Source organism: Pseudomonas sp. ANT_H4 (genome assembly GCF_008369295.1).
Taxonomy (GTDB): domain Bacteria; phylum Pseudomonadota; class Gammaproteobacteria; order Pseudomonadales; family Pseudomonadaceae; genus Aquipseudomonas.
The window spans coordinates 194,991-207,316 of record NZ_VOBG01000010.1 but is presented as its reverse complement, the minus strand read 5'-3'; the positions used below and the strand labels follow the sequence as shown (position 1 = coordinate 207,316).

Annotated in this window: 9 protein-coding genes and 1 pseudogene; 4 read left to right on the top strand and 6 right to left on the bottom strand. The window is 57.6% G+C overall.

The annotated features are described in order from the left end of the window. Window positions 1-1,277: 1,277 nt before the first annotated feature. The 4 genes and pseudogenes from FQ182_RS30705 to FQ182_RS15520 all read right to left on the bottom strand — a co-directional run. Window positions 1,278-1,421, bottom strand: a pseudogene (locus FQ182_RS30705) (site-specific integrase); the annotation flags it as partial. A gap of 214 nt (window positions 1,422-1,635) precedes the next feature. Next, window positions 1,636-2,181: a hypothetical protein gene (locus tag FQ182_RS15530; protein ID WP_149414950.1), complete on the bottom strand. Its 546-nt coding sequence runs from the start codon at window positions 2,179-2,181 to the stop codon at window positions 1,636-1,638. 220 nt (window positions 2,182-2,401) lie between these two features. After that, window positions 2,402-5,503: an efflux RND transporter permease subunit gene (locus FQ182_RS15525; protein WP_149414949.1), complete on the bottom strand. Its 3,102-nt coding sequence runs from the start codon at window positions 5,501-5,503 to the stop codon at window positions 2,402-2,404. 2 nt (window positions 5,504-5,505) lie between these two features. Then, window positions 5,506-6,684, bottom strand: a complete 1,179-nt coding sequence (locus tag FQ182_RS15520) for an efflux RND transporter periplasmic adaptor subunit (RefSeq protein WP_149414948.1) — start codon at window positions 6,682-6,684, stop codon at window positions 5,506-5,508. Window positions 6,685-6,829: 145 nt separating this feature from the next. Between FQ182_RS15520 and FQ182_RS15515 the strand changes: the two genes are divergently transcribed. From FQ182_RS15515 to FQ182_RS15500, 4 genes are all read left to right on the top strand, one after another. After that, complete coding sequence (locus tag FQ182_RS15515) at window positions 6,830-8,218, top strand: ATP-binding protein (protein ID WP_149414947.1); 1,389 nt, start codon at window positions 6,830-6,832, stop codon at window positions 8,216-8,218. A 4-nt stretch (window positions 8,219-8,222) separates the two neighbouring features. Continuing rightward, window positions 8,223-8,897 carry a response regulator gene (locus tag FQ182_RS15510; protein WP_149414946.1) on the top strand — a complete coding sequence of 225 codons (675 nt, stop codon included), beginning with the start codon at window positions 8,223-8,225 and terminating at the stop codon, window positions 8,895-8,897. Window positions 8,898-9,160: 263 nt separating this feature from the next. Then, the gene (locus tag FQ182_RS15505; protein ID WP_149414945.1) at window positions 9,161-9,721 is read left to right on the top strand and encodes a DUF2975 domain-containing protein; all 561 of its coding nucleotides are present in this window, start codon (window positions 9,161-9,163) and stop codon (window positions 9,719-9,721) included. Window positions 9,722-9,728: 7 nt separating this feature from the next. Next, the gene (locus FQ182_RS15500) at window positions 9,729-9,947 is read left to right on the top strand and encodes a helix-turn-helix transcriptional regulator (protein WP_149414944.1); all 219 of its coding nucleotides are present in this window, start codon (window positions 9,729-9,731) and stop codon (window positions 9,945-9,947) included. Between the two features lie 238 nt (window positions 9,948-10,185). On the opposite strand, the gene xerC is transcribed toward FQ182_RS15500, so the two are convergent. Together xerC and FQ182_RS15490 are read right to left on the bottom strand one after the other, a co-directional pair. Further along, window positions 10,186-11,061: a tyrosine recombinase XerC gene (xerC, locus tag FQ182_RS15495; RefSeq protein ID WP_149414952.1), complete on the bottom strand. Its 876-nt coding sequence runs from the start codon at window positions 11,059-11,061 to the stop codon at window positions 10,186-10,188. Window positions 11,062-11,229: 168 nt separating this feature from the next. Continuing rightward, window positions 11,230-12,030, bottom strand: coding sequence for a M949_RS01915 family surface polysaccharide biosynthesis protein (locus FQ182_RS15490; RefSeq protein WP_149414943.1), 801 nt, complete (start codon window positions 12,028-12,030; stop codon window positions 11,230-11,232). Between the last annotated feature and the right edge of the window lie 296 nt (window positions 12,031-12,326).

The window sequence follows — 12,326 nt, the reverse complement described above, 5'->3', positions numbered from 1 at the left end:
AATTATATCCATCGATAACACCCCAGATTCTCCGGCCGAAAGACCGGATGGTTGCACACCCCGGGGTGGAAACTATTGGACGCTGTTTACCCCGGAAATCTGGAAAGTTTTGCACGCTGATTAACAGGCCTCACCGTAATGAATTCGGCTCTCGCTTGTGAGATGCTCGACAATCCCCCTCCGCCAAACGCCGAACTCCAGGCATTACTCGCACTGCGCTAAGGCTGTAGGAAATGGAATCAGCACTGTCCCTTACGACAAGTCGATATCGTGAAGTGATCCTGACTAACTCCGCGTCTGAAGCTTATTTTCAAAACTGCCAGAATTGCTGCCGCAATGTAAAGAGCGACGTCGCTGACTTTTCGGGGCGGAGGGACCTTCCAATTTCCGCCAATACTCAAAGGCGGAAATTGGGCCTAAGGAGGAGGGCAGTCGTCAGCCCTCAGCAAGGGAGTAAATGGCTGTTCTTCCACGATTTTCGCACATGTTGAAGGTGCTGCTGACGGACCGAGGATTCTCGATGTCGCCGGCAAATGATCGTCACGAGTCCCAAAGGGGAGATCACCTATCCATGCTTCATATGTAGCCCGTAGCTCTCACCATCATGAGACGCCCCTCAACACCAGCGAAGGGTAGTGCAGAGATTTTCGTGTCAGATCCATATCTTAGTTACGATGACCTGATGGGACATACAGTGTAGGAATTACAAGATCATCGAACAAGCTGTTCACAGGCAAGTAAACCCCGAACCTGTGGAGGTTCCACGGATTTGGGTATTTATTATCTGTCAAATATTTCGATTAAGATTTCCGCGTGATACTGGGTGCGGAAGTAATTGTTCAATGCGGTATTAAACATGGAAGCAATGAGAAAGAACGCGTATGAGCTTTCAGTAAGGAAAGAACTGATGCGGAGTCCGGCCATGCATTCCGAAGCACACGTTCTGGACCATCACAGGCATTCTCTCATGCACTCTAAGTCTTGAAGGGGTTGGACGTTGATTATGAGAAAACCCGATAAAATCTAAGGTCTTTCCATTTGTTAGTAATTATCGGAAGCTGGGTGTGTCTAGGAAGTAAAAGATTGGTCTCGAGTTTGAGAGGAAGGAAAGAAACGAATCTGTATGAGCGCTGAAGGAAAAAGTTGGTGCGGTGTGAGCTACGACATCAGCGCAGGATGTGCAGCCCAAAGCCTGGAAGCAAGTTGTTGGTCTTGTGTAAAACGCGTTAGTTCTAACGATTACTTCGTGTTCCAGACCAAAAATTGCTTCCGAGTACTGCAGCCGTGTTGTAAGCGCGCTGCCTGAGTTTAAGTTGGACGTAAATGAAAGGGACAAGTATGGGCAACGGCGCCGCATCACCAGCTTGTACAAGCAGCGGTAGTCGTTGACCTGAAGAGAAACGGCACTGAATCAGTTTCATCGACAGCCACCTCATTCAAGGACTTGCCATGAACACGGAGGACATGGCCCGTTGAGAGAGTAGACGTCGAAAATGAATTCGGCGAATCAGTAGCTTAGTCAGCTCATGAACATCTATGACATGACCTGTCGTTTAACATAATATACATTATGCGAACCGTCCTATACGGAGCTGGGGGGCTCTGGTGGTCAGATTTGAAGCCTGGCACTGCCTCTTACGCATCTCCTGGTCCAGCTTGCTGCTTGGCGATGTAACTCACGATGAATGCATCCTGCGATCCACTTTCCTTGTGATAACCAACCACGTTGGCCAGCGTCCACCGCAGTAACCTCATCAGCACCGGATCGGAAAACTTCCAGCTGCTCGACTCGTACTGATACCGGCTGTTGGTGAAAACATCTCGGTACCGCTCGAACGAATCCTCCTGGCTGTCCAGGGCCAACGCTTTACGAATGTCTGCAGGCACGGCATGAAACAGCGTCAACAGATCGTGACCGTCGCGACGCTGATCGGCCGGCGTCTTGCCAATTGACTGAAGATGCTTGTGAGCCGCTATGAGCGCTTCGACGGCAGGCTTGTAGGTTTCACCGGACGTACCTTGGTGTTGATCTGGTACAAAAATGAAGCTTTTCAGCAGGATTTCCATGCCGATCGCCGCGTTAACCATGGAGACATGTGGGAGGTTTTGGGCGTCTAGAAGCTCGGCAGCCTTGAGATAACTATGGGCGCTTTCGAGCATCCAGCCTGGAAAGTGATTCATTTAACAGAGATCCTTAAAGATGCATGTCATCGGAACATAGCTCACCAGGTGGGCTACCCTACTTCTATAATATAACCACAAAGAATAACTATGCTAAATGACTGTTTAGTTTAGTTATAATAAACCTTTGCCTAGGGCCAGCAATTGGGCGCCCCCCTCCCATGGCCGCCCCTCCGAATCCTCCTCCCACCTCCGCCCCAAAATGTAGACGGCGCACCATTTAACCCTTCCTGGTAAACCGCCCGCGAATCAGCACAAAAAACAGCGGTACAAAAAATATCCCCAGCAGCGTCGCGCTAAACATCCCGCCCAGCACCCCCATACCGATGGCCTGCCGCCCTGCCGAACCTGCGCCACTGCTCATGGCCAGCGGCAGGACGCCAAACATGAACGCCAGCGACGTCATCAGGATCGGCCGCAGACGCAAGCGTGCCGCGGTCAGGGTAGCGTCCACCAGGCTCTGGCCCTGTTCCTGCAGGTGCTTGGCAAATTCGACGATCAGGATCGCGTTTTTGGCCGCCAGGCCAACCGTGGTCAGCAACCCGACCTGGAAATACACGTCGTTTGAAAGCCCCGCCGCTCGGATCGCTAGCACTGTGCCGATGACGCCCAGTGGCACGACGAGGATCACCGAAAACGGCACCGACCAACTTTCATACAGTGCCGCCAGGCACAAGAACACAAAGAGGATAGACACCGCGTACAGCAGCGGTGCCTGGGAGCCCGCCTGGCGCTCTTGATAAGACTGCCCGCTCCACTCGTGGCCGATACCTTCGGGCAATTGCTTGATGATTGCCTCTACCGCCGTCATGGCTTCGCCCGAGCTGACGCCCGGTGCCGGGTCGCCCACCAGGCCGATGGCCGCACTGCCGTTGTAGCGTTCCAGTTGGGGTGAACCATAGCTCCAGGTTGCGCTGGCGAAGGAGGAAAACGGCACCATTTCGCCCAGGCTGTTACGCACAAACCAGCGGTCCAGGTCCTGAACCTGCATCCGTGCCTCGGCCTCGCCCTGGATGTACACCCGTTTGACCCGTCCTTCATTGAGGTAATCGTTGACGTAACTGCCCCCAAGGGCCGCCGACAAGGTGTTGTTGATATCATCGGTGGACAGGCTCAGAGCACCGGCCTTGCGATCATCAATACTGACCCGCAGCTGTGGGGTGTCGCCGAGTCCATTGCTGCGCACCCGTTGCAACAGCGGGCTCTCATTGGCCAAGCGAATAAACTCATCTTGAGCCTTGACCAGTTCATCGTGCCCTAACCCGCCAAGGTCCTTGAGCTGCAAATCAAAACCGGAGCTCTGCCCCAGGCCTCGGATGGCCGGTGGCAAACTGACGAAAATGCTCGCGTCGCGCACGCTGGCCATTGCCAGGCTGGCGCGGCGAGCAACAGACGCCGAGTCCTGGCCTGGGCCAGTACGCTCACTCCAGTCCTGCAGTTTGATAAACGCTCGCCCGGTACTCTGTCCCTTACCGCCGATGCCCATCCCCGCGAGGCCGATCACCGCCTCGACTTCCGGTTGCGCCAGCATGTATTCCTCGAACTGTTGCATGACCACATCCATACGGGTATTGGTCCCGCCCTCCGGCAGCTTGATCTGCGCCATCAGCGTGCCCTGGTCTTCATCCGGCAGAAAGCCTGTAGGCAATTGCACATAGGCCACCGCCATCACTGCCGTGATCAAACCGTACACCAGCAGTCCCGAGCGCTTGCGCTTGAGCAGCTGGGCCACCCCGCCCTCGTAGCGTTCGGTATTGCGCGCAAACATGCGGTTGAACCAGCCAAAGAACCCGCGACCGGTGCCATGGTTGACATCACCAGGTCGCAGCAGCGTGGCGCACAGCGCCGGGGTCAGGGTCATGGCAACCAGCACGGACAAGAGCATGGCGACGACGATGGTCACCGAAAATTGTCGATAGATGATCCCCGTGGAACCGCTGAAAAACGCCATGGGAATGAACACCGCCGACAGCACCAGGGCAATGCCCACCAGTGCGCCGGTGATTTCGTCCATGGACTCGCGGGTCGCCTCAAGGGCAGACACTGCCTTTTCAGCCATGACCCGCTCGACGTTTTCCACCACCACAATGGCGTCGTCCACCAGCAACCCGATGGCCAATACCATGGCAAACATGGTCAGGGTGTTGATCGAATAGCCCATCAGCGCCAGCACCCCGAAGGTCCCCAGCAATACCACCGGCACGGTAATGGTCGGGATCAGCGTAGCCCGCACGTTTTGCAGGAACAGGTACATGATTAGCACCACCAGCACCACGGCCTCACCCAACGACTTCATCACCTCCTTGATCGACAGGCTGACAAACGGCGTGGTGTCGTAAGCCACCACAGCCTCCAGGCTCAGTTCACTGGGGAAAAACGGCGCCATCTCGGCCATTTTTGCTTTCACCGCATGGCCGACCTCCAGGGCGTTGGCGCCGGTGGCCAGGGTCACGCCCATAGACGCGGCCGGCTGGCCATTGAGGGTAGTGATTACATCGTAGCTCTCGGCGCCGACCTCGACCCGTGCAACATCGCTGAGCAGCACGAGCGCGCCGTCGCTGGTTGACTTGACCACGACATTGCGAAACTCCTCCATGCTCTGCAATTTGTTGCGGGCGGTGATGGTGGCGTTCAACTGTTGCCCTTCAACTGCGGGCATGGCCCCCAACTGCCCGGCGGACACTTCAGTGTTTTGCGCCTGCAACGCGGCGCTGACATCCGAGGGCATCAGCGCGTACTTGGCCAGCTTGGCCGGGTCCAGCCAGATACGCATGGCAAAACCGGAGCCGAGCAACTGCACCTCGCCCACACCGTTAACCCGACTGAGTGAGTCCAGCAGCGAGCTATCAATGTAGTCGCCAATTTCGTTGCTGGTGACCTGGCTGTTCGCAGACGTCAGCGCCACCATCATCAGGAAGTCAGAACTGCCCTTGCGCACTGTCAATCCTTGGGCCTGCACCGATTGCGGCAGGCGTGATTGAGCCTGCTGCAACTTGTTCTGCACCTGCATCTGCGCCACATCCGGGTCGGTGCCCGGGGCGAAGGTCAGGGTGATGTTCGCGGTGCCCGCCGAGCTGCTGGAAGCCGCCATGTACAGCAGGTTATCCAGGCCGGTCATCTTCTGTTCGATGACCTGGGTCACCGAGTCTTCGACGGTTTTAGCCGAGGCACCGGTGTAGGTCGCAATAATGCGCACGCTCGGCGGAGCGATGTCTGGGTACTGCTCCAGCGGCAACTGGCTGATGGACAAGGCGCCGCCCAGCATGATGACGATGGCGATGACCCAGGCAAAAATCGGCCGATCAATAAAAAAATGCGCCATGTTCAGCCCTCCTTCGTCATGGCGACTTGAACCGGGGCGTTATCCACTACCGACACGAGGGCCCCGGGCCGCACTTTCTGCCCGCCCTCGACCACCACCTGTTCGCCAGCCACCAGCCCCGAGGTCACCCACCACTGATGGTCCACAGCCCTGCCGACGGTGATTTGCCGTTGCTCAATTATGCTATCCACCACCACCACCAGCACCGAGGTGGTGCCACTGGCTGCGCGGGTCACTGCTTGTTGCGGCACCAAAATTACCTGGTCATCCCGGGCCTGCTCCAGCACACCGCGCACGTACATGCCCGGCAACAGTTGCCGATCAGGGTTGGCGATCTCGGCACGCAAGGTGACGGTGCCCGTACCCTCGTTGACGCTGGCGCCGCTGAACTTCAAGCGCCCGGTGTGTTTGTAGAGGCTGCCGTCTTCCAGGCGTAACGCCATGTCTGCCTCACCCTCGGCAGCGCTGCGCAGGGTCCCGGCCGCCAGCTCACGCTGCAAACGCAGCAGCTCGGTGGTGGACTGGGTGACATCGACGTAGAGCGGATCGAGTTGTTGAATGGTGGTCAACACCGCTTCCTGATTGGCCACCACCAAGGCTCCCGGCGTGACCGCCGACGTCTCGATACGCCCGGAAATAGGCGCGACAATGCGGGTGTAGGTCACGTTGATTTTCGCCGTCTCAAGCGCCGCCTCCGCGAGTTTTACGTCCGCAGCGGCGATCTGCACGTTGGCCTGGGCGTCATCGTCGTCCTGGCGACTGATGGCTTCGAACTTCGCCAGTTCAGCGGTGCGTTTGGCGGTGGCTTGCGCCGCCTTGAGAGTGGCGCGGGACTTGGCCAGCACCGCTTCGGACTGGGCCAGGGCCGCGCGATAAGGCGCCGCATCCAGCTCGTACAACACCTGCCCGGCCTTGACTTCACTGCCTTCGACAAACAAGCGACGCTGCACCAGCCCGCCCACTTGCGGGCGTACCTGGGCCACCATGAACGCCTGTGTGCGGCCGGCCAACTCAGTGTGTACCACCTGCGTTTGGGTCTTGAGGGTTACCACGCTGACTTCAGGCACGACGGCAACACTCGGCGTATTGTCCGAAGAACAGCCGCTCAATAGTGAAAACACACTCAGCGCGATAACAGACACGCAGGTCACCTGAAACTTAGTCATGGGTTTTATCGACATTAACGCCTCTACTACAAAGGGAAGGCTTGGGCCTGGCGCTATGTTGAGTGGCAAATGTGCAGGAAAATTGAAGATTACCGTCCGCCCTTGAATCCTGTGCGCCAGCGGGCCTAAATGGCGCACATTCCGCGACTTGCCCGACCCCATGAAGCTGAGTATTTCCACCAAACTGTTCGCCGCCGTATTTGCCAGCGTGTTGCTGGTGATCCTGGTTATGAGCGCCGCCACCGGCTGGAGTTTTCAGCGCGGCTTTATCGGCTATCTCAATGACCAAGGGATTACCCGACTGGAAAAAGCACTGCCCCGGCTGGCTGAGTTCTACGCACAGGAAGGTGGCTGGGATGGCGTTCGCGATGATCCTCGGCGGCTGTTCGACTTGATGCGACCCATTCCGGGTGTCGACTTCCCACTCGATATCCCGCGAGAGGAAGCCGTGATGCCCGACTCCACCGGCGTGCTGTTTCGCACGGCCTTGCTGGATGTACAAAAGCGGCGAGTGGCCGGCTACAAAAAAATCACGGATGAGGCGATCACCCGCCCTATCGTCGTCGAGGGCGAAATCGTGGGCTGGGTTGCCCTGGCCCCGTTCCAAAGCGTTTCAGAAGGTGGCGGGGATATTTTCCGCCGCTATCAACTGCATACCAGCGTGATTGTTGGTGTCGGTTCCTTGCTGTTGGCCACACTGATCGCCTGGTGGATTTCCCGAACTCTGCTCGGCCCGGTCAAGCGCGTGGCGGCGGCCACTCATCGCCTGGCCGTCGGCGAGTACAGCTGCCGGGTGTCGGTGGCCGCGCAAGATGAGGTCGGGCAATTGGCGCGGGACTTCAACCAGCTAGCCCTGACCCTGGAGCGCAACGAGCGCATGCGCCGCGACTTTATGGCCGACATTTCCCATGAGTTGCGCACACCTCTGTCCATTTTGCGCGGCGAACTGGAAGCCCTCGAAGACGGCGTGCGCCCTCTCGATCGCACGGCCCTGGACTCGCTGCAAAGCGAAGTCGGCAGGCTCGGCAAACTGATCGAAGACCTTTACCAACTGTCCCTAGCGGATGTCGGCGCCCTCGCCTACCGCAAAAGCCAATGTGACGTGGGCGAACTGCTCAGCCAAAGCGTTGAATTGTTCCGCGAGCGCAGCCAGGCATGCGGCCTGAGCATGGAGCTGAAACTGCCGAGCAAACCCTGCGTACTTGAAGTGGACGCCGACCGCTTGCAACAGCTGTTCAGCAATCTGCTGGAAAACACCCTGCGCTACACCGCTGCCGGTGGTCGTGTGCAAATCGCCCTGATACCGACGGCCAAGGCGCTGACCATCGACTTTCTAGACTCAGGCCCTGGTGTTTCCCCCGAGCACCTGCCACGCCTGTTCGAGCGTTTCTACCGAGGCGATGCATCACGCAACCGGGCCAACGGTGGCGCCGGCCTGGGCCTGGCAATCTGTCGCAACATCGTCGAAGCCCACGGCGGCCAGATCAGCGCGATGCCTTCGCCGTTGGGCGGCCTGTGGCTAGTCGTCCACTTACCTTATGGAAACTGAACCGATGAGCCAAGACGCACCGATCCTGGTAGTTGAAGACGAGCCCAAACTCGCCGCGCTATTGCGTGACTACCTGACCAGCGACGGCTACACCGTACATTGTGTGGACAACGGTCTGGATGTGTTACCCGCCGTGCAGGTGTTCAACCCGCGCTTGATTTTGCTGGACCTGATGCTGCCGGGGCGCGACGGCCTGGAGGTCTGCCGTGAACTGCGAACCTTCAGCGCCGTGCCGGTGATTATGATCACCGCTCGAGTCGAGGAAATCGACCGTTTGATCGGCCTGGAACTGGGCGCCGATGACTACATCTGTAAGCCCTTCAGCCCTCGGGAAGTCATGGCCAGGGTCAAGGCGATTCTGCGCCGCGGACCGTTGCTGGGCGAACCTGTCACAACACGCTTGTGTATCGATGAGGCGCGCTACTGCGCCTCGTTCGACGGCATAGCCCTCGACCTGACACCGGTTGAACTGCGCCTGCTCAAGACCCTGAGCGACGCCCCGGGGCGGGTATTTCCCCGGGATCAATTGCTCGACAAGCTGTACTTCGATCATCGGGTCGTCACCGACCGCACGGTGGACAGCCACATCCGCAACCTGCGCCGCAAACTGGAACAGGCCTGCCCAGGGCAGGACCCGATTCGCTCAATCTACGGCGTGGGCTACAAGCTGGAACTGTAACTGCTTTTACGCAGTCGCAAGCTCGCTGGCATCCGGCAGATCACCTGCAATGGACTCGAGAATATCGGTCACGGTGTTTGTTTGTGCCGGTGTTTTTTGTGGTGGTGATGAAGCGGGTCGGCAGACGATAAAAACGTACCGCGGCAAGCCAGTCAACAAGGGGCATACAAATAATTTATGCGTAAATTGCGATAATTAATTATTGTTTTGCGATGATTTATGGCTTAACTTAGACGCTCATTCATACTTTGTGAGGCTTCACTATGACGTCACTTCGTCTTGCTAAACTCAGCCAGCTTATGTCGGTTGCCACGTTAATCCTGATAGTCGTGATGCTGGCGCTCAATGTGGCGCTGTGGCTTTTCCCTTCCCTGGCTTCCAATGAGGGATTAGGCCTGGGTTTCGCGCTCACCGAGCGGCAGCTGTCGCCAAGAACGGAGGTCGCAGCGCTGTTCCCTTGGTGGCAAACGCTGGGCGGTATCGTATTGTCGAGTGTACCGCTGCTGGTGTTGACGTTCGGCCTGGGGAACTTGCGTCGGCTGTTTCAGAGCTATGCCAGCGGCGAGTATTTTTCCGGTGCGGCCGCCTTGCGCCTGGGCAAGGTCGGTAAGGCGGTGGCGCTGTGGGTGCTGCTGGACTTCTTGTGTGAGCCAATGCTCAGCCTCTGGGTTACGATGAATGAACCAGTGGGCCAAAAACTGTTAACCGTGAGCTTTAATGCGCAGACTTTTGTTGCCTTGTTCCTGGCGGCGTGTATTTCGATAATCGCGCGTATTCTCTGGCAAGCCAGTGAAGTGGACTCTGAAAACCGTACTTTCGTTTGAGACCCTTATGTCAATTGTCATTCATCTGGACGTAATGCTTGCGTTGCGCAAAGTTAAATCCAAAGACCTGGCATCAGCCATCGGCATTACCGAAGCCAACCTTTCACTGCTGAAGCAAGGCAAGGTAAAGGGGGTTCGATTGGCCACTTTGGATGCAATATGCAAGCACCTGAGTTGTCAGCCGGGGGATCTGTTGATCCATGTTCCCGAGGTCGAGCAACAGTAAGTCCTTGATGGAGGCATGCTCTGCACCCTCCTCGCTTTAACCCAGACACCGCCTCTTTTGGCGGTGTGTTTTTTTCGGCGAGGCTGCGTCGGGAATGCCTCGGTCCTGGCGCCAGGCTCGATAGCGGCGGTGCGGCCGACATAACCTCGCTGGGGCTCGACAACTGTTACGGTCATTTCTGCTTTCGAAGATGTGTAGATACCTATGGCGTTACGGGCAAATGATTGAAACTCAAGTTTTACAGGTCAAACCGATCAATCGCCCGCCGTCGCTCATTGTCATCACGAACGTCGTAGCTGGCGGTGGTCTGGATATTGGTGTGGTGCGCCAGTTTCTGGGCGATGGACAGGTCGTGTTCTTCAATCACTCGCGTGATAAATGAACGACGGAAATCATGGGGCATGATCTTCACCCCCACTTGCTGCCCGCGCTGACGGGCGATGTAGTAAATCGCGTGCTTGGTGATGCGCTCGCGGGTGATATGGCTGCCCCGGCGGATGCGGTTGAACAGAAAGGCATCGTCCTCCTGCCCTTCACCCAATTGCGCGCGACGGAACGCCAGCCACGCTTCAAGTTTGGCAAAGGCCCACGCCGGCGCGTACTTGATCAGCTCCTTATTGCCCTTGCCCGTGACCCGCAGGCTGCGTTCGTCGAAATTGATCTGGGCCAGGTCGAGGTTGACCGACTCCGACTTGCGCATCCCCGAGCCGTACAGGATTGCAATGACTGCCGCGTCCCGCAGGCCCTGGGGGCGTGGATCGGCTGCGCAAACGTCCATCAACTCGCGAATTAGCGTGCGCCGCAAGTTGCGGCCCTGGCTCAAGCGCGTACCTGCCATCGCCTTGACCGAGCGCATCTTCAGTAGATGCTCCTGACTGATCAGGCTCATGCGCCATGCCTCGTTCATCACCCCACGCACGGCGTTGACGTAAAGCGATGAGGTATTGGGCGCGTAGCCGTCTTCGCGCAGCACCGCCACCAGGCCTATAACGTGTTCGGGCTGCAGCAGATGCCAGTCGATGTCTTCCAGATTGACCTCTTCGAAACCCAGGCGGTCGGCGGCGTCTTGCAGCACATAACGCATGGTCAACTGGCTCGACGGGGCCAGCCGCATGAGGTAAAGGGTCAAGGGGTTTCGGGTCGGGGCGTGGGGAAGCTCAGTCAAAATAGATCAGCCTTGGAATTAAATACCGCGACTAAGCATTTGTTTAGCCAAGGTATTTAGTGGTTGGGCAAGCACCGAGTCTAGCGCAGGTCAGCGGCTCGCACCAAACCATCGAACCTATTCCTGACCCTCCGTGCGGTCCTGGGTCTGCTGTTGGCCCCATTGGGCATCCTGCTTATACATCACCGCCAGCCAGTGCCGGCGCATGAATTCCAGCAGGCCTGCCGGCGCCTTGGCAAAGTCCTGTTCATCGGCGTAACAGCCCGGCAGCGGCAGTTCGGTGCCTTGCTCCTTGTATTGGCTGACCAGGGCTTGCTGCCCTGTCACGCTGCAATCCTTGGGCAGCGGCATGCCCTGCAGTGCCCCGGCCTCTTCATCCCACCAACTGGCGCCATAGCGGTCGACGCCACGCAGGCCGTACTTCTGCGACTTGCCGATGTGCATGATCAGCTTGAACTCATGGGGGCTGACGTCGCTGGTGCACATCCGTGAATAGCCGACAGTGGCTTGGGTGATGCCGTCGCCAAGCAGGTCAGTGACCTTGGTTGCTGCGCTGTCGAAGTGCAGGCCGGCGTCAAATTCACAGTGCTGCACGTCGTCGTAGAGCATCCACAGGCGCCTGGGCCGGTCGCCATCGAGCAGGTATTGGGCGGCATAGACAGACGCCGACTGTGTGCCATCGTCATCGCGTTCACTCGCCTGTTGCTCGGCCAGCACCAGCAGATTACGGCCTTGTCGGTCGCTCCAGGCATACGCCGCCACCTGTTTGCCTCGTACCTCCACGCCGGGCGGTACCTGAGTGACCTGGGTGAGCACCACCCCCTCATCGGCCTGAACCCCGCAGGCGTACACGACTGTCATCCACAACACCATCAAGACCGGCCGTAATTGGCCGCGTAAAAGCTGCACGTTGTTCATCCGACTATCCAGGCAAGAGATGGCTTACTTTACCGGCACTTGCAGGACAAAGCAGAGAAGATTCGCCAGCAAAATCGGGCCGTCGCCATGGCGGCGGCCGCCGAGCACCGGGAAGTTGTTCGCCAGAAAACCCGTTAATCCATTTTTGGCGTGGGACAAATGACTTAGAGATGAGGCGCTACAGCGCGAAAAGTTTCTCGTTTGTCTCTGCCCTTATTATTTAGCTGAACACTAGCTGTCTACCCACCAAATAAACGAGTTTTTCATAGGCCTTTCATATTCGTTCTACATTTTTG

Bases quoted from the DNA above. Each gene is read 5' to 3' on its own strand.
- FQ182_RS15490 (WP_149414943.1), bottom strand. From the start codon at position 12,030: ATGAACAACGTGCAGCTTTTACGCGGCCAATTACGGCCGGTCTTGATG.
- FQ182_RS15505 (WP_149414945.1), top strand. From the start codon at position 9,161: ATGACGTCACTTCGTCTTGCTAAACTCAGCCAGCTTATGTCGGTTGCC.
- FQ182_RS15500 (WP_149414944.1), top strand. From the start codon at position 9,729: ATGTCAATTGTCATTCATCTGGACGTAATGCTTGCGTTGCGCAAAGTT.
- FQ182_RS15530 (WP_149414950.1), bottom strand. From the start codon at position 2,181: ATGAATCACTTTCCAGGCTGGATGCTCGAAAGCGCCCATAGTTATCTC.
- FQ182_RS15520 (WP_149414948.1), bottom strand. From the start codon at position 6,684: ATGTCGATAAAACCCATGACTAAGTTTCAGGTGACCTGCGTGTCTGTT.
- FQ182_RS15510 (WP_149414946.1), top strand. From the start codon at position 8,223: ATGAGCCAAGACGCACCGATCCTGGTAGTTGAAGACGAGCCCAAACTC.
- FQ182_RS15515 (WP_149414947.1), top strand. From the start codon at position 6,830: ATGAAGCTGAGTATTTCCACCAAACTGTTCGCCGCCGTATTTGCCAGC.
- FQ182_RS15525 (WP_149414949.1), bottom strand. From the start codon at position 5,503: ATGGCGCATTTTTTTATTGATCGGCCGATTTTTGCCTGGGTCATCGCC.
- xerC (WP_149414952.1), bottom strand. From the start codon at position 11,061: ATGCGGCTGGCCCCGTCGAGCCAGTTGACCATGCGTTATGTGCTGCAA.